This window comes from Filifactor villosus (genome assembly GCF_042652965.1).
In the GTDB taxonomy this organism is placed as follows: domain Bacteria; phylum Bacillota; class Clostridia; order Peptostreptococcales; family Filifactoraceae; genus Filifactor; species Filifactor villosus.
On the sequence record NZ_JBHSHL010000003.1, the window covers coordinates 22368 to 39054 of the forward strand.

Annotated in this window: 16 protein-coding genes and 1 other annotated feature; of the genes, 6 read left to right on the forward strand and 10 right to left on the reverse strand. The window is 41.1% G+C overall.

Annotation, left to right across the window (positions count from 1 at the left end; genetic code table 11):
• The coding region (locus ACFO4R_RS00585) for a transposase (RefSeq protein ID WP_379787209.1) at window positions 1–217 on the reverse strand (217 nt) is incomplete at its 3' end.
• 544 nt (window positions 218–761) lie between these two features.
• Here ACFO4R_RS00585 and sdaAB point away from each other — a divergent pair.
• Both sdaAB and sdaAA read left to right on the forward strand, forming a co-directional pair.
• Window positions 762–1430: an L-serine ammonia-lyase, iron-sulfur-dependent subunit beta gene (sdaAB, locus tag ACFO4R_RS00590; RefSeq protein ID WP_379787011.1), complete on the forward strand. Its 669-nt coding sequence runs from the start codon at window positions 762–764 to the stop codon at window positions 1428–1430.
• Window positions 1431–1433: 3 nt separating this feature from the next.
• Window positions 1434–2312, forward strand: a complete 879-nt coding sequence (sdaAA, locus tag ACFO4R_RS00595; RefSeq protein WP_379787012.1) for an L-serine ammonia-lyase, iron-sulfur-dependent, subunit alpha — start codon at window positions 1434–1436, stop codon at window positions 2310–2312.
• Window positions 2313–2613: 301 nt separating this feature from the next.
• Here sdaAA and ACFO4R_RS00600 read toward each other — a convergent pair whose 3' ends face one another.
• The 9 genes from ACFO4R_RS00600 to ACFO4R_RS00640 all read right to left on the reverse strand — a co-directional run bounded on the left by ACFO4R_RS00600 (window position 2614) and on the right by ACFO4R_RS00640 (window position 11528).
• Window positions 2614–3324, reverse strand: coding sequence for a hypothetical protein (locus ACFO4R_RS00600; RefSeq protein ID WP_379787013.1), 711 nt, complete (start codon window positions 3322–3324; stop codon window positions 2614–2616).
• 485 nt (window positions 3325–3809) lie between these two features.
• Window positions 3810–4367 carry an IS630 family transposase gene (locus ACFO4R_RS00605; protein ID WP_379787210.1) on the reverse strand — a complete coding sequence of 186 codons (558 nt, stop codon included), beginning with the start codon at window positions 4365–4367 and terminating at the stop codon, window positions 3810–3812.
• The gene (locus tag ACFO4R_RS00610; RefSeq protein WP_379787014.1) at window positions 4343–4846 is read right to left on the reverse strand and encodes a helix-turn-helix domain-containing protein; all 504 of its coding nucleotides are present in this window, start codon (window positions 4844–4846) and stop codon (window positions 4343–4345) included. Before ACFO4R_RS00610 ends, ACFO4R_RS00605 begins: the two co-directional genes overlap by 25 nt.
• 101 nt (window positions 4847–4947) lie before the next feature.
• Window positions 4948–5448 carry a hypothetical protein gene (locus tag ACFO4R_RS00615; RefSeq protein WP_379787015.1) on the reverse strand — a complete coding sequence of 167 codons (501 nt, stop codon included), beginning with the start codon at window positions 5446–5448 and terminating at the stop codon, window positions 4948–4950.
• Window positions 5449–5599: 151 nt separating this feature from the next.
• Complete coding sequence (locus ACFO4R_RS00620) at window positions 5600–5872, reverse strand: hypothetical protein (protein ID WP_379787016.1); 273 nt, start codon at window positions 5870–5872, stop codon at window positions 5600–5602.
• Window positions 5869–6348, reverse strand: a complete 480-nt coding sequence (locus ACFO4R_RS00625; RefSeq protein WP_379787017.1) for a hypothetical protein — start codon at window positions 6346–6348, stop codon at window positions 5869–5871. The genes ACFO4R_RS00620 and ACFO4R_RS00625 overlap by 4 nt, the downstream gene beginning before the upstream one ends.
• A gap of 13 nt (window positions 6349–6361) precedes the next feature.
• Window positions 6362–7099: a hypothetical protein gene (locus tag ACFO4R_RS00630; protein ID WP_379787018.1), complete on the reverse strand. Its 738-nt coding sequence runs from the start codon at window positions 7097–7099 to the stop codon at window positions 6362–6364.
• An 18-nt stretch (window positions 7100–7117) separates the two neighbouring features.
• Window positions 7118–9415: a patatin-like phospholipase family protein gene (locus tag ACFO4R_RS00635; RefSeq protein ID WP_379787019.1), complete on the reverse strand. Its 2298-nt coding sequence runs from the start codon at window positions 9413–9415 to the stop codon at window positions 7118–7120.
• Between the two features lie 652 nt (window positions 9416–10067).
• The gene (locus ACFO4R_RS00640; protein ID WP_379787020.1) at window positions 10068–11528 is read right to left on the reverse strand and encodes a leucyl aminopeptidase; all 1461 of its coding nucleotides are present in this window, start codon (window positions 11526–11528) and stop codon (window positions 10068–10070) included.
• A gap of 239 nt (window positions 11529–11767) precedes the next feature.
• On the opposite strand from ACFO4R_RS00640, the gene ACFO4R_RS00645 reads away from it, so the two are divergent.
• The 4 genes from ACFO4R_RS00645 (at window position 11768) to ACFO4R_RS00660 (ending at window position 16680) form a co-directional block, all read left to right on the forward strand.
• Complete coding sequence (locus tag ACFO4R_RS00645; protein ID WP_379787022.1) at window positions 11768–12118, forward strand: winged helix-turn-helix transcriptional regulator; 351 nt, start codon at window positions 11768–11770, stop codon at window positions 12116–12118.
• Window positions 12119–12295: 177 nt separating this feature from the next.
• A complete protein-coding gene (locus tag ACFO4R_RS00650; protein ID WP_379787023.1) occupies window positions 12296–13708 on the forward strand; it encodes an LCP family protein in 1413 nt (470 codons plus the stop codon).
• Between the two features lie 48 nt (window positions 13709–13756).
• Window positions 13757–13955, forward strand: a binding site (T-box leader).
• Between the two features lie 48 nt (window positions 13956–14003).
• Entirely contained in the window at window positions 14004–15275 is a 1272-nt protein-coding gene (gene serS / locus ACFO4R_RS00655; RefSeq protein ID WP_379787024.1) for a serine--tRNA ligase, read from the forward strand.
• Window positions 15276–15891: 616 nt separating this feature from the next.
• Entirely contained in the window at window positions 15892–16680 is a 789-nt protein-coding gene (locus tag ACFO4R_RS00660; protein WP_379787025.1) for an MBL fold metallo-hydrolase, read from the forward strand.
• Window positions 16681–16687 lie beyond the last annotated feature (7 nt).

Genomic DNA, 16687 nt, shown 5'->3' on the forward strand with positions numbered 1-16687 from the left:
CCTGTTCAAAGAATTGTTGCTGTAGATTGTTTTGCTCAAGAAGATGACGGAATCTGCCTAGAGTATCTCCATCAGGAACTTGGTTGCCGGAAGTGATGTAGCAAAACTCCGAGAAGGATCGACTGTCGATGACTTCCGCAACGGTTGCCATGTCCGAGAGGTTATACAGGTTCTGTTGTTTATTTACGGCTCTCCCTCGTTCTCTATCATGCAGTATGGTTTTCTAATACTATTATTCCTTTGAATAATGGATATCAACGATTTGCACTCCATAGAAGAGAAAACGAATTTTCGTGGTTATAAAACAGATATAACCATACTTCTGTCGAAGGATAGTATAGTTACTGGGTTTGATTCTGTTTTATATCGTTTATGTTATCATAGTTTTTGTTCTTTATAGGGGGCTATTTGGTGTTTTTGTGCAGTATTTCCCTATTAGAATTGACAGATTGAATGCTTTGAAATATATTATCATCCAAATTGTTTTTTTGTAATGATATATTCTGTATACCCGGCATTTCGAACGTAGAATAGTATTAGTTTTTAGATATGCTCCGGTATTACAAGTGTTTCTATGTAATCTTGGTATAGGATGTGAATAGTAATGGATTTGTCGATTGCTCCAATGAATTTTAATATAAGTACTTGAAAAAGGACGAAAAAAATGAAATAATAATAGTTTAGAAATCCATGTGATTTGAAATATACGATGAAAAAATCGCGGGACAAAGATTTGAAAAGAGAAGAAACAGGGGGATGTTATGGCGGAGTACAGTGCATTTGAGGTGCTCGGTCCGGTTATGGTGGGACCTTCGAGTTCCCATACAGCAGGAGCGTGCAGGATAGCTAATGCTGCAAGAAAAATATGCGGGGAGGATTTTGTTAAGGTGGAATTCCATCTGCACGGTTCTTTTGCGTATACGTATAAGGGGCATGGGACCGACAGGGCTCTGGTAGCGGGAATCATGGGTTATTCGACCGATGATGACAGGATCCGTACAAGTTTTGAGATTGCAGAGGAAAAGGGATTGAACTATGAGATTAAGACGATCGATCTGGGGGAGAACTACCATCCCAACTCGGTGAAGGTTGTGTTTCATTACGAGGACAGGGAAAGTGAGTACGTGATTGGCTCATCCATAGGAGGAGGAGCTATGGTCATTGTCAACATCAACGGCATTGACGTAGAGTTTCGGGGCATGTATCCGACTTTGCTGTTGCAGTATGAAGACCAGAGAGGGATCATTTCTTATATATCGACCTTGCTGACGGGAAATCGTTCAAATATAGAATCGATTATAACCAAGAAGAACTCGTTGACCAATGTGGTAACGTTGACCATCGAGATGGACACGGAACTGTCCGAGTTTGTCAAAAGTGCCATTTTAAATTCGGATCAATTCATCACTGCGAAGTATGTGGGGGTATAAGGGATGTTAAATACGGCAAAAGAGATTATAGAAGTGTGCATGGAGAGAAACTGCCGGATCTACGACTTGGTTTTGGAAGAGGAGATGAAGAATACCAAGAGAACCGAGGAAGAGATCCGTGCCAAGGTCAGTGAGGTCGTCAAGGTAATGGAGGGTTCGGCAACTGAAAACCTTGAAAAGGAGACTCCCACGACGTATAGGATGATAGACGGGTTTGCAAAAAACAGTTACCGTTATGCACAGGAGAAGGAGCCGATTGTAGGAAAGTTTTTGATGAAGGCGATGGCAATGGCGTTTTCGACGAGTGAAGTCAACGGAACGATGGGTAAGATCGTTGCGGCTCCGACGGCAGGTTCTTCAGGGATTCTTCCTGCGGCGATCGTATCTGCAAGGGACAAGTATGACCTCGATGAAAGAACGATCCAAAACGGACTGCTCACGTCGATCGGGATCGGTCAGATCATCGCGAAGTATGCGACCTTTGCAGGGGCGGAAGGAGGCTGTCAGGCGGAATGCGGTGCGGCTTCCGCGATGGCGGCATCGGCGGTCGTCGAAATGCTGGGCGGGACTACGGAGCAGATCCTGCACAGTGCAAGCATCAGCCTGATCAATATTTTGGGTCTGGTCTGCGATCCGATCGCGGGACTTGTGCAGTATCCATGTGCGTTTCGCAATGCTTCGGGAGTGATGAACGCTCTGATCTCGGCAGATATGGTAATGGCGGGGCTTACGTCCTTTATTCCCTTTGAAGAAGTCGTTCAGGCGATGGGAGAAGTAGGAAGAGCCTTGGATGAAAACCTAAGGGAGACGGGGACCGGAGGACTTGCCGCAACCAAGACGGGCTGTGCGGTGCGAGAGGATTATTTGGGCTTAAAAAAATAGAGAAGTCTCTAGTGTGCGGACATATTGACAGTTAGCTTTATTTTTTATCCCGGTTATAAACCGAAAGAGTTCATATCAAGGTCGGAATCGCCTTGAATTTCAACGTGCCGCTACACCGGGCAATGCAATAGATAATAGTATAAAGACCCGGAACACACAATGGACATCAGGTTTGCTTCCATTGAACAATACTATACCACACTATAAAAAACCACCCTTTGGAAAAGGATATCCGAGGGGTGGTTTCATTCTTAATAAGTTTCATGAGGAGATCTGCTCCTCTTTCTCTTAAACGATGATTTTATTGTTTTACACAAATGAAATCATAGTACATATCGCTGTTGCTAACACTTATTTTCAGCTTTCCATCAACCGGTTCTTCAAATAGAATGGTATATTTGTCCAAATCGATGGTTCCGGTCGCAAAAGCAATAGACCACGGCAGGGTGCCGAGTGACTCTCCGAGGAATGTTACATCGACAGTGCCATCCCCTTTGAAGTCCATCAGCAAGGCCTCATTGATATCTTTAAATCCTTCCACCTCACTCAACTCTTGCCCCAAAGCATCTTTAACGGACTCGGTCTTCCAGCTTCCAATCATTGCCTTAGATGCTTCCGGAAGGTAATTTTCAGGATTCATTGCATCGGTACCTTCTTTTGCAAAAATCACCTTCAGTCCCTGTCCCATTATATTATCAAAAGTAAGCGTATTCTCTCCGGGAGTTCCTACCATTTCCTCTCCATCTATGTTGATAACTATTTTTCCGTCTTTTTCTACCCATGGAGCAGAATGTTCTTGATTTTCAAGCTTAACTTTCAATTTTCCTGTACCGTTAATCTCAAGGCTGAATTCACCACTAAATGACTCTTCTGCACTCATTTGTATTCCCATCGCTTCTGTAGATACCGCAATCCATTTTCCGTCATAGGAACTGGGCTTGCTTCCTCCGCATGCACTCAAAAACAAAACACAAATCGCCAACAAAGAGAGTATCTTCATTTGTTTTTTCATAAAAAATTCTCCTTTTTTAGTTTTTTAAGTAAGTCCCCTTCCAAGAGTTCGAAGTTGTAATATGACTCTTTAAACTCCATAAAACTCAAAACTTACATAATCAACGACAGTTTTTATTTAAAACAATTTCACAAAAAACTAAATGATACCCCTTCATTTTAGAAACTTTCGATGAACCGAAAACACACGATATGATTCTTCTTAAATATATCATTTTTTGAAGGAAGCGTCAACCGCGTGATATTTATTATGCTGTTGATTGTTCCGAGAGAGCTGTACTAATACTATTTTTCACCGGAAGTATGGATATATCTGTTTTTCAACCCGCGAAAAATGGATTTATCTTCTATGGGTTACAGATTATCTATATCCATAATTCAAAGGAAGAGTAGTATAAGTCATTACCAACGAAGTTTGGATGATTATATATTTCAAAGCGTTCACCCCGTCAATTTCAATGGATAACAGTATAATACTAAAATTCATTAGAACGATTGACAAATCCATTGTCGATGAGTAATTTGTTTTACCATCTCTTTTGTTAGGGAGTTAATGGTTTCACACAATCGATCTACAACATCATTCAATGTCTTAAATACTTCGTTTTTGAACCCCATCCTACGAAGTTGTTTCCAAATTTGTTCGATTGGGTTCATCTCCGGAGTATAGGGCGGAATATGCGTGATTCGAATGTTTTTCGGTATGTTTAATCCCTTCGATTTATGCCATGCAGCACCGTCACAAATCAATAGAATCACATCTTCCTCATATTCTTTCGACAGTTCATCCAAAAATACATTCATGCACCCGGTATTACAATAGGGCATCACTAGAAAATAGTGCTCTCCTGTAAGAGGTTCTACCGCTCCATACACGTATCGATACTCTCTGATGTGATGACAAGGAACCAAAGGACGCACTCCTTTCGTACACCAACAATACTTGGGTTTGTTGATCCTTCCAAAGCCTGCCTCATCTTCAAACAGGATACGCAATCTCTTATTAGGGTAAACGCTTTCTAACTCTTTTGCCGGTGTGTTAATTTTTTTGAGGCTTCTATTGCCTCTTCGCTCGCTTTCTTGGGATGTTTACTTCTTGGCATTACTTTCCTCCAGTTATGCCTCTTTAATACACGATAAATCTGTGCGTTGCTTATGCTATGGCCAACTTTGTCTCTATAAGCTTCTTCGATTTCTCGTATGCAAATGAGTTGTCCCTTTTTTGCTTCTTCTTCAAAGCTTTGTAGTAACTGTGCTTCTTCTTCAAAGCTTAGGTTTCTATGATTTCCTTTTTGCCCTTTTTTGAGCAAACCTTCCAACCCTTCTTTGACGTATTTACTGATCCAGTTGCTTATCACTTGTCTTGAGGTATCGAGTTTTGTTGCGATGTCCCGATGGGGAGCTCCTTCTGCTCGTAGTTGAACAGCGTATAATCTCTTGTCTTCTTGTTTATCTCGGATCTGTTTTCGGAGTTGTTTTATTTTTTCCGCATCTTGTGGATCAATAGAGTGTGTTTTCGGCATGCTTCTCATCCTTTTCTATCTTTATGTGTTTCTCTATTCTATTTTCTCATCTTTTCTCCATTTTATCAATACCTCTATTGAATAATAGTATGAAGCCCTTTCTACTTGGATATTCTCTTTTTGATATCGATTTCATCCAATAGATTATTAACTGCCAGTAATTGCAATAGAGATTTAACCTCATCTATGCTCAACACAATATTTTTTGTGCTGTTTTGAACTGCAGTCTCGGTATAATCCTTTGTGTTAGAGAGATCGGATTCAATGTGTTCGATTTTGGAAACGATTGATCGCAGGGTCTGCATGGTTATTTCCTGATTGTTAAAGTACGTTTGTTTTAGATCTTCCATCATTCCCTGAAAATAATCGTTGTTTTCTTGCATTGCACTTGCCATTCCTATGATAGTTGTATTTGTTTTTTGTAGAAAATCGAGAGTACTGGGTAAGATCCGTTCCTCTGCTTTAACAGCAGAATATTCGATGATTCTATTTTCAGATTCTCGGATCTCGTCAAGTAAAAAAGAAAATTTTTCGCGCATCCTTATTTCGCTCTTTTCTTTTTGTTTACACCTTATCCTAGATATCCAGTTTTCAAAACTCATAGATTTTAATTCCTCCTTAATGTGTCCGAAAGGTTCACGCAAAGTAAAAGTTAGAAAATTTTTGTTTCATAATCATATATCTTGAACACCTTACAGTGTTATTGGCTAATATTATAGAAGTGTGTCTAAAACAAATTTGCAACAGAGATTATTATTGTTCTATAATCTCACAGATACAGCTTGATGCATCAAGGATATATAGTGGTATCACACAGTTTTTTTCTCTATCGCTTTGTTCCAACTCGTTATCTCGAACCATCTTGTCAAAATGTTCCTTGAGTGTCTGTAGTGCTTTTTCCTGCTCTTCGGATATACCATTGATGTAATCTTGTATGTCTTCCACCTGATCATTTAAGGCCTCTCGAACGTTTTTGGATAGATTGTTCAAGGCTTCATGTATTACTTTTTCAGTAAATTTGGTCATTGCATTTTTTTCTCTATGCCTGAATCCAGTTTTAAGATTTTTAAGCATTCGGAATCATCAAGTGACATTCTTTTTGCTAAAGGATCTTTGATCCCTCCGACAATTGTTTTTGAAATTTTACTTTTTCCGTTTTTTAATGCTTTTAAATTTGCGGTACTACGAGATCCTTCAGGGGCATTTTCAATCATGTTTATCAAGCTGTCGTAGTAATCCTCAACCAATTTCACACAACGTTTCTCTATGAAAGTGGCAGCTTCAAAATAACCTTCTGAAAAAGAAACCAATATTTCATTCAAACGATTGGTGGTGTAGATATTAGCCTCCTTTTTGTTGTAAGATTTTTCGGAAGAAACTTTCTCAGTACAAGCTGATTGAATATTTTGACCGAATCTACTGATAGTTTCGCTGCCAAAAACATCTCCGACGGTCTCTATACACTTGCCTATACCTCTTCCTAACCACGAAAAAAAACCCATTTTTATACCTCCTCTACAAAGTTTCCAGAACAATGTCACAAGCATCTATAGAAAAATAAGCATCTATCATTTGTTTTCGGGCAGTTACTTCATAGTTGTCCTCGTCAATTGCAGACAAAGATGCCTTCAAATGATCATTTTCCTTTTGAATGGATTCTACTGCACCAATGATTTCACTTTCCACATCTTCGTAAATTTCGTCCAAGTTTTCATGGATGTTGGAACAACACTTTTTGAGTGCTTCTTTTACAGAGGAGCTCAAAAATGTATTCATGGCGACTTCTTTTTTTGAACCGGGAATCATCTTTACGATTTCTTTGCATTCCGGATTGTCCAAAGAAACTTTTCGTGACAGTTCGTTGTCGATAGTTCCTTTGATCCTTGAAGATATCTTATTGATTTGCTTTTCTATTCTCTTAATACGAATACCATACTTATCCACCTTATCAGCATTATCATTTAAAATATCGTGAAGTTCGTCTACATAATAATTTACTTCATCTGTTGCAGCACTTTCCACTTCGCATGCTTTAAGGCGCACTTGGTCTTTGAAGTCAGAAAAAATTTGTGTGATACGATCGATATTTTCAAGTGAAGAATTATTGTTGATAGAATCGGTCTTTCCTGCTTCTTTTGAGGGTTTTTTAAAGAGATCTACAAGTTTTTTTACAACTTTTATGATTATGCCGAAAATTTCACCGGTGCCATCGCCTAATGGCGGAAACGTTGGTCCTACAATATTCTGACTCATATGCTCTCCTCCAATTTTCTATGCTAAACTTGTGATAGCTTTTTCCAGTTCATCTGCCCTTTGAGAGGTCGCGATCTTCAATTTCTTCAATAGGCTCTCAAGTTCTTTTTTATCTTGTTCAGCTTCTTTATATTTAGCATCATATTCTGCCTGTTTCTTTTTGATTTCTTCAATACCGCCTTGGCTTGTCCTGATAATCTCTTCTTGATTCTTTTTGATACTTAACATGGTTTCTCGAATAGACTCTTTACAGATTTCATAACTTCCGATAATATCATCAATCAAAAGTTGCTTGTGGTTTTGCACGATCTCTCGGTTGATTTTATTTTTTAGAAGAGCTATATTTGTGAAATTTAATAGATCTTGATAGTTTTCGTTGATATTTTTAATCCGGAACTTTCTTATAATGGAGTCAAGATCCCAGGATCTATCATCATCATCCGATAGATTATTATAGTCTTTGAGTAAGGTATATAGATATCCGGAAACAGGGAGAAGGTTCTTTTTTGCTAGCTCCAAGCTTGCATAAGCACCTTTGCCTTTCAGATATTTCAGCCACTCTTCTTGTTGTTCGATCCAGCTTTCTCTCGGTCTATTTAAGGTATCGATTTGGGTCGCGATGATATACACTTTTCCGGGATTGTATCTGGTGTTTGCAAATACGCTATAGATGGTAGCCATCTCCTGACCTGTTAAAGCGTCAGATTTAATACATACGAGTACTGCGTTGGCTCTATCGATATAATCTCGGGTAATATTTGATCTATATTCCACGACATCGTCTAATCCCGGAGTATCAACTAGAACAACCCCCTCCGGAAGTTCAAACTCTTGAAGACTGACCTCAACTTCTTTAACAAAATAGTGGCAAACGGATTTTGAGGAAGTCCACTTTTTAATTTCTGTTACTAAATCTTCCTTGGTATTACAGGTAATGATTTTATCGTTTTGACCTAACCAGTTACTTTTTTGACTATCAGCGCCTAAGGTAGCATATTCTTCCAAGAAAACAGATGCTTTGGCTTCGTTTGCACTATTCCATAAATCGTTCCATTCAAGTTCATTATAAAAAGTTACTTTGATAGAATTTAATGGAGCTTTTTTGAACTTGGTCAAGGCGGCTGTTTCCGGTGTCACCTTTGTTGAAGCGTATTCATATCCGAGAAGAGCATTGATTAAAGTTGATTTTCCAGCCTTGATAGCACCAACTAAAGCAATATGGAACTCCGAATCGGAACATCTTTTCAAGAAATTATCAATATCTTTAAACATTTTTGATGTTATAAAGTCGTTAATTCCTTCTGTTTGAAGAATGCTCTTTACCTTTGATATTTTAGTAGCGTATTTTTCTACTGTTGCATCCCATAGGTATGCATTGTCTACCGAATTAGTATCGGCAATTTTTTTTAAAGCATTTAGCTTTGCTTCATACTCCTTGCGAGTATCTTCGCTTGTGAACTTGAATTCTGTCATTTTTTCATCCTCCATATAATTTATTTGTATTTTAAAAGATTTCCTTTTTTTAGCAGGTCTGTACTTTTTTCGTGATTGGATTTTCAAATTTGTTGAGGAACATATATCAGCTAAATGGAGCAATGCTGATTTCGTATCCATATATCCCAGATCCATTCTTTTTCTAATCGATCTTTGGTCAAAGTCTAAGGTTCCATCTATGAAACCGCCCAAATTCTCTGAAGGGAAAACTTCAATTATTTGGCCTAAGAAATTTCTTATATTTGCAGGATTTTTCGATAAATGAAGTATGATAATATAATCCAGATTTTCCCTTTCAAGCGGTCGTACGGGAATATTGTCACCGTTAGCACCTCCATCGACATACCACTCACCATCGATGTTAATACTTTCGAAAACAATGGGCATTGCTGAAGATGCCAGAAGAATACGCTTTTTAAATTCCACATCATAAACATCAGACCATTTAAAGTATTTATACTCGTCTTTGTCTCTATTGCGACAAGTAACGTAACAAGCCTTACATGTATTGTTATTTGAAGGACATCTCACTGCTTCTTCTATCAATTGAGACAGTTTTTCTTGTGAAAAAAGACATTCTCCGTTATCAAAAGAATCTATTTTCTTTTTATGTAAAATATCTTCGTTAGTTATTCCTTTCCAGATTTCCTCTGCGATTTGATAACTACCCTTATAAAATAACGCGGCGTTCAAAGCTCCGACGGAAGTGCCTGAAACACAAGTAACAAAAGGCTCTATACCTAATTCTCGGATTGCTTTCCAAGCTCCAATTTGATATGCACCTTTACCTCCGCCGCCTTCAAAGACTATACCGATGTTCATTTGTTATCCCTCCTTTAGGATAAGAGCGTATTGACCTATCAAAAAACAATTAAATAATATACTTATCATCTCAAAATCAAACTAAACCAATTGGAGACAAAACGGATGTATTACCTTTTGATCAATAAATCGATTCTATACAGAGATATTCGTCTTTTTTTGTCATATTTTTAAATACAAAGCTAAACCGGGCTCTGATAGAATTAATTGTGTACATAAAAAAATAATCACTTACTTTATAATATACCAAATCAACGAATTTAACTACCCCTAAAACAAGATTTCATTGATAATATTATTTATAAAATTTCAAATATAAAAGTAATCGTTAGACTGTATATGTATAGGTTAATCTGAAAACAAAAAATCTCTTTGAAAGTCGCTCCAATAAGTCACAAAATCTTCTCCGAGAGCGTGTGCATGAGGTACGAACGGTGGTTAGAGAGGTTGGGGAAATTATTTAATTTCCCCTCCTGCTCGATTTCGCTTTAAAAAATGTTTATACAGGGTGCATTCGGACAATAGTTTACAAAAAAGTCCAAGAAAACTCCCGAGGTTTGTAAAATGACTTTTTCAATTAAGAAAAAGATGTTGTAAAGAAGAGGTTTTTTGTATACGTGGTTCTCCTAATACAAGCGGAATTTCGAAGAACTTACTTCGCCCAAAGAGATACGAGTTCCGCCAGCAGATGGACTCCGTAACCGGTGCCGCCCTTTGTCAAGTACGGTTTTTCCGTCTCGATAAAGGCGGTTCCTGCGATATCTAGATGGATCCAAGGTTTGTCCTGAGCGAAGGCTCCGACGAAGGCACCTGCACTGCAGCAACCTCCCCAACGTCCTCCCGAGTTCTTGAGATCGGCAACGCTCGATTTGTTCTTATCTTCCAAAGCCTTGTTGATCGGCATACGCCAAACGGGCTCCAAAGAAGCTTGAGAAGCCTTGTATACATCATCCCAAAGGTTGTCATCTCTAGTGATAACTCCCGCATATTCCTCGCCGAGCGCCACAACGACAGCTCCCGTCAAGGTACAGATGTCAACGATGCGGCAGGCATGTTCTTTTTCGATCGCATAGGTAATTGCATCGGCAAGAGTCAATCTTCCTTCGGCATCGGTGTTGACCACTTCGATGGTTTTTCCGCTCATCGAAGTGAGGATATCTCCCGGCAGGTAGGCATGGCCGCTTATCATGTTTTCGCAGGTCGCTACGATTCCTACTACATTGATCTTGGGCTTTCTCTTTCCGATCTCGTGCATTGCGCCGATGACCGCCGCGGAACCGCCCATATCGCTCTTCATCGTCATCATCGAGTCGGTGGGTTTGATGGAGTAGCCGCCGCTGTCATAGGTCAGGCCTTTGCCGACCAAGGCGGTAATTTCGGAAGAAGAGGGGTCTCCCATATGCTTCATAACGATCAATTGAGGCTCTTCGTCCGAACCCTTGGCAACGCTCAGGAAGGCATTCATATTCAGAGCTTCAATTTCGGAGCGGCCCATAACGTTGATCTCAATGCCGACCTCATTGCATACCCTTGTCGCTTCTTCGGCAAGTTTTTTTGGTTTCATAATGTTTGCAGGCTCATCCACGAGTTTTCTTGCAATCAAAATCGACTGTGCAAGAGAATACCCCCTCTCAACTGCGGTTTCAGCATCTTCATGAGAATCGATGAAGGTAAGGCTCTCGAGTTTTTTGGCTTCTTTGCTCGAAGAAAGGAATTTGTCAAAACGATAGCTTGCAAGAGCACTTACCTTTGCAATCGCGCTCAATTTGTCCGAGCATACGATGTCGGAAAGTTCGTTAAGATAGACGGCTACACGCGAGGGTTTCTTTGATACGGCTTGCTTTACTCCTGCTCCGATCACATCGGTAGCCGTTTCAAAATACACCTCTTCCTTTTTTCCCAGACCTGCGAGGATGATCTGTACCGGTTTCTCTGCACTCGATGCGGAGATTGTAAAATACGTTTCTTTTTTTGCTTCAAAAAAATCCTTGTTCAAATAGGGTTTCACTACATCTAAAAGTTCTTTGTGATCGACACTTTGGCCCTCGCAGAGAGGAAGGACGACCACATCGTAAGAACTTAATTCCAATTGATTGTTCACTTTAAATTCCATTGTTGAAAACCTCCTTAAAAAATACATTTCATCTAAGTTTATACCAAAGAACGGGATTCGTAAACAGAAGATGGACAAATCTTGAGAGCTTCGATCAAACTTTAGGATAAAAAGAAGAAGGGAGCAATGCCGTACATTGGATCTAGAGTATGGATTTAAGGGATTGACAAATTAGGTATGAGTATTTATACTACATAGTAGCGTTTGAGATACAATTGTTGAATTCACGGAGAAATTTTATGGAAAAGCTTTACGGAAACTGTCCGTTTTTGGCAACGCAGAAGGTGTTGCAGGGCAAATGGGCGATCATTATTTTACATCAACTCAGTGAGGGGACCAAACGTTTCGGTGAACTCGAAAAACGGATCCCGGAAGTAACGAGATCCGTCTTGACCAGACAACTTCGGCAGCTGGAGAAAGACAGACTCATAGATAGAAGGGTCTATGCGGAGGTGCCTCCTCGGGTAGAGTACAGCTTGAGCGAAATAGGAAGAAGGTTTGAGAGGGTTTTGAGTGAGATCGAGGTCTTTGGGGAACAGTACATCCGGGAAATACAAAACCGGGAGAGAACAACGGCGGATCGCCGTTAAAGAAAGTTGTGTAAAGTAGCGACGAATTGAAGTTTAAAACAGGAATTTTTGTAAAAAATGTTCAAAGAGATGGACAAGGTTTATTAGAAAAAGTAGAATAAATAGGTAGAAAAACAGAATTCTAAAAATAACTCCAAGGATATAATGGAGCTATTCATTTGCGGGGAGTAATGAGATATGAAACACTTTTTGAAGGTTTTTTTGATTACCGTACTATCGGTCGGGATCATTGGAACGATAGGTACGAAGGTATATCTGGAACACGATGACAAAAAGAAAAAAGAAGAGATCACACCCGAAGTCGTCGAAGTTCTCGACAAGAAGGAAGGAATTACGGAAAGGACGAATATTCTCGTTTTGGGAGTGGATGCTCCCGAAAGAAATCGTGAGGGAGACATTCCGCGTTCGGATACGATGATGCTTGTAAGTTTGGATCCGAATAAGAACTCGGCGTTTATCCTGTCGATCCCCAGAGATACAAGGGTGGTGCTTCCGGGAAGAAGGAAGGCGACGAAGATCAACCACGCTCATCGATTTGGAGGACCGGAGTTGTCCATCCAGGCGGTAAAAGAACTGTTGGGAATCCCGATTCATCACTATGCGGTCGTAGACTATAAGGCACTGTATCAAATTGTGGATAAGGTGGGCGGAGTCGAAATTACCATCGATCATCCCGGAGGCCTTCACTATACCGACAATGCAATCAAACCTCCTCTTCGCATCGACTTGGAGCAGGGAACGCATCTTCTTGACGGACGGAAGGCGGAGCAATATCTGAGATATCGAAAAGGATATACGGCGGGAGATCTCGGTCGGGTGGAAGCGCAACAGAAGTTTATCGGCGCTTTGATCGACAAGGTCCTGTCACCCGAATCCATCACAAAGATTCCACAGTTGCTCGAAACAGTCTATGAGAATGTGGAGACCGATCTCAGCAAAAAGGATATTTTGCAACTGGGTGTTTCGGCTGCAAATCTGAAACCGGAATATATTATCAAAGACGTGTTGGCGGGAGAGAGTCTCTACATCGGAAATATCTCCTACTTCCTGATGGATGAGCCGATATATAACGATCAGATCAAATATATGCTTGCAGGGGAATACTCCGATTGGGAACATGAGAAGTTTCACAAGAGAAGTACCTTGGATATCGTTGCGATTCAGCGACAACATGAAGGAGAAGGTAAGAAGTCGAAGGGGAAGAAGGCGACCAAGACGATTCCGGAGGAGCAGAACATTGTTCATGAGGATACTCTTCTTGAGGAGCAGGAACAACAGGAAGAGCCTACCACAACTCAAACAACGGAAGTTGTGGAGGGAGGGGAGCAAAACCCCGCAGATCAGACAGGAACAAACACGGGGGATCCCGCCTCGGCACCGAATCCGGGTACGGCGCAAAAGCCTTCGAATCCGAACACGGGTCAAACACCCACAACTCCGACAAATCCGAGTGAGCCGGTAACACTTCAACCCGGACCTCCAACCGACACTACCGCTCCTACCGAGCCGGAAGTAAAGAATGAACCTAAGCCGGAACCGAATGTTCCTGCAGAACCTGCACCTGTAGAGGGTCAGGACTTGTTTTCTTAAAATTTGAATAACAACTTGAAAAAACGGAAAACTTGTGCTATAGTATGCAAAACGGCGTTGAAGAAGAGCAGTATAAGAGAAGAACCTTTCAGAGAGCGAATGGATGGTGAAAATTCGCAGGGGAAGTCTTAGAATCCGCTTCGGAGCCTTTTCGGGAAGACCGAAACGTGAAAGAAGCGTTAATTCTTTAGAGCCGGATTATAATCAAGTTAGGTGGTACCGCGGAATTTATACCTTCGTCCTAATGCAACAGCATTGGAACGAAGGTTTTTTATTAACAAAAAGGAGGATAACAATGCTTGATATCAAAAGAATCAAACGGGACTTGGAACTGATCAGAGAAAGAATGGCACTTAGGGGAGAGAAAGATTTTTCGTTGGATGAAGTCATAGAACTTGACAACAGAAGGATTGAACTTTTGCAGAAGGTGGAAGTCATGAAGAACGAGCAGAAGACAAAGTCCAAACAGATCCCCCAATACAAAAAGGAAGGCAAGGATACACAAGAGTTGATGCAGGAACTCAAACGCTTATCCGATGAGATTGCAGCCCTCGATGTGCAAGTCAAGGATACCGAAGAGGAACTCCTCGATAAGATGATGAGGATCCCCAATGTTCCCAACGAAAAAGTCATCCACGGAGAGACCGACGAAGACAATAAGCAGATCAGAACTTGGGGAGAAGTACCGAAGTTTGAATTTGAACCCAAAGCACACTGGGATATCGGAACCAATCTCAACATCTTGGACTTTAATACGGGAAGTAAGATCACCGGTTCTCGTTTCACCTTGTACAAGGATCTGGGTGCAAGGCTGGAGCGTTCCATTATCAACTTCTTCCTGGATACCCATACATCGGAAAACGGCTATACGGAAATGCTGCCGCCTTTTATTGCCAATGCAAAAAGCTTTGTGGGTACCGGACAATTGCCGAAGTTTGCGGAAGATATGTTCAAGTTGGAAGGTTTGGACTACTACCTTGTTCCGACTGCGGAAGTGCCTGTGACCAACATTCATAGAGATGAGATCTTAAACGGCGATGACTTGAATATCAAGTACTGCTCCTACACCCCCTGCTTCCGTTCGGAAGCGGGCTCGGCAGGACGTGACACCAGAGGACTGATTCGTCAGCACCAGTTCCAGAAAGTCGAGCTTGTCAAGTTTGTTCGACCCGAGGAGTCTTATCATGAACTGGAGACATTGGTCAACGATGCGGAATCCGTGCTGCAAAAACTGGGACTGCCTTACAGAGTGGTTCAAATTTGTTCGGGAGATTTGGGCTTTACCGCAGCTTTCAAGTACGATTTGGAAGTGTGGATGCCCAGCTACGGACGCTATGTGGAAATCTCTTCCTGCTCGAACTTTGAGGACTTCCAAGCGAGACGTGCAAACATCAGATTTAAGAGAAGCAAAGAAGACAAACCGGAGTACGTCCATACCCTGAACGGTTCGGGAGTTGCCATAGGACGTACCGTGGCGGCGATTTTGGAGAACTTCCAGCAGGAAGACGGAAGTGTCGTGATCCCCGAAGTTCTAAGACCTTATATGGGTGTCGATATAATCAAATAAATTTGTGGAACAAATGCAATACTCTGCTGTGAAGGTAGACCTTCGTTTGTACGAGGATCTGCCGAGCGGTTTATACCGAACGAACGGTTGATGTTCTCTCTGATAAACATGTATCGCCGAGAAGCGATAGATGCTGTTGTCCGTTTGAAATAACCGGTTCATGGAAGATGTCAATTGTCCAAAAACAGTTCTTGCTTCGACCGTCCAAATCGCTCCGACAGGGCAGATGTGCAGACTCGATACTTTCCGCTCTTCAATGGGAGACAAACTACCGCCTTCGAGAACAACGATAAGATAGAAATCGTTGTTCTCGAAGGTTTTTTTTGTCGAAATAGGATACAAAGTCTGAAATAAGTGATACAATAAGAAAGAGTCCCTTGGATGACAATGACTATCTATTTATACTAGATTTAAAAAGATATGAATTACAAGATGATAATTCTCAAATGAAATATTTTTTCAAAAGCGGAAACTCGCTTTTTACAAGTAGTTTTTATTTGTGAAAAGAAATCTACAATCCTATGTGAGAAATCATACAAAGAACAAGGGCAATTTTAAAGATTTACCACAAAACATTGCTATCCTAAAAATAGGAAATAGAATAGAGGAGAAGAATATGCAGTATATTTCCGTAGCGAGCGGAAGCTCGGGGAATTGTCATTTCGTTTCGGAGGGAAGCACAAAAATATTGATAGATGCAGGCCTCAGCGGCAAAAAGATAGAGAAGAACCTGATGGAGCATCAGGAGGACTTGAAGGACATCAAGGCGATTTTCGTCAGTCACGAACACCTGGACCATATCAAGGGAGTCGGTATCCTGAGCAGAAGATATGACATTCCCATCTATGCGACACAGGGAACATGGGACGGGATGGAAAAGACCGTCGGTTCCATAGCGGATAAAAACAGACATATTATTCAGGCTTCGGGAGATTTTTCGATCGGAGATCTTCAGTTGAGTTCGTTTGCAGTCAGCCACGACGCTTTAGAGCCCTGCGGGTTTGTTGTGACGAACGGGAAGACAAAGATCGCGATTGCAACCGATCTGGGGTATGTCAGCGATGAAGTCGGAAGGGCTTTGATGAACTCCGACCTTGCCATAGTCGAATCCAACTACGACGATGAGTTGTTAAAGTACAGCAGTTATCCCTACGCTCTGAAGACAAGGATACGCTCCGACAGCGGCCACTTGAGCAATATCGATGCGGGCAAACTTGCCACCGCTCTGGTCAAGTCGGGCATTACCAACATCGCTTTGGCACATTTGAGCAAGGAGAACAATCGGCCTCTCTTGGCGGAGCAGGTCGTTCGGACGGTTATGGAACAGTTCGGTATTACCGATAAGGATGTGAGATTGAGCATTCTTCTTAGAGATTTTGTTTCCCCTAAATATATCTTGGATTAAGGAGGAA

Excerpts from the sequence above, each read along its gene's own strand:
- ACFO4R_RS00620 (WP_379787016.1), bottom strand. The coding sequence starts at position 5,872 with ATGACCAAATTTACTGAAAAAGTAATACATGAAGCCTTGAACAATCTA.
- ACFO4R_RS00645 (WP_379787022.1), top strand. The coding sequence starts at position 11,768 with ATGGAAAAGCTTTACGGAAACTGTCCGTTTTTGGCAACGCAGAAGGTG.
- sdaAA (WP_379787012.1), top strand. The coding sequence starts at position 1,434 with ATGTTAAATACGGCAAAAGAGATTATAGAAGTGTGCATGGAGAGAAAC.
- ACFO4R_RS00660 (WP_379787025.1), top strand. The coding sequence starts at position 15,892 with ATGCAGTATATTTCCGTAGCGAGCGGAAGCTCGGGGAATTGTCATTTC.
- ACFO4R_RS00625 (WP_379787017.1), bottom strand. The coding sequence starts at position 6,348 with ATGGGTTTTTTTTCGTGGTTAGGAAGAGGTATAGGCAAGTGTATAGAG.
- ACFO4R_RS00600 (WP_379787013.1), bottom strand. The coding sequence starts at position 3,324 with ATGAAAAAACAAATGAAGATACTCTCTTTGTTGGCGATTTGTGTTTTG.
- ACFO4R_RS00630 (WP_379787018.1), bottom strand. The coding sequence starts at position 7,099 with ATGAGTCAGAATATTGTAGGACCAACGTTTCCGCCATTAGGCGATGGC.
- ACFO4R_RS00640 (WP_379787020.1), bottom strand. The coding sequence starts at position 11,528 with ATGGAATTTAAAGTGAACAATCAATTGGAATTAAGTTCTTACGATGTG.
- ACFO4R_RS00610 (WP_379787014.1), bottom strand. The coding sequence starts at position 4,846 with ATGCCGAAAACACACTCTATTGATCCACAAGATGCGGAAAAAATAAAA.
- sdaAB (WP_379787011.1), top strand. The coding sequence starts at position 762 with ATGGCGGAGTACAGTGCATTTGAGGTGCTCGGTCCGGTTATGGTGGGA.
- ACFO4R_RS00635 (WP_379787019.1), bottom strand. The coding sequence starts at position 9,415 with ATGAACATCGGTATAGTCTTTGAAGGCGGCGGAGGTAAAGGTGCATAT.
- serS (WP_379787024.1), top strand. The coding sequence starts at position 14,004 with ATGCTTGATATCAAAAGAATCAAACGGGACTTGGAACTGATCAGAGAA.
- ACFO4R_RS00650 (WP_379787023.1), top strand. The coding sequence starts at position 12,296 with ATGAAACACTTTTTGAAGGTTTTTTTGATTACCGTACTATCGGTCGGG.
- ACFO4R_RS00615 (WP_379787015.1), bottom strand. The coding sequence starts at position 5,448 with ATGAGTTTTGAAAACTGGATATCTAGGATAAGGTGTAAACAAAAAGAA.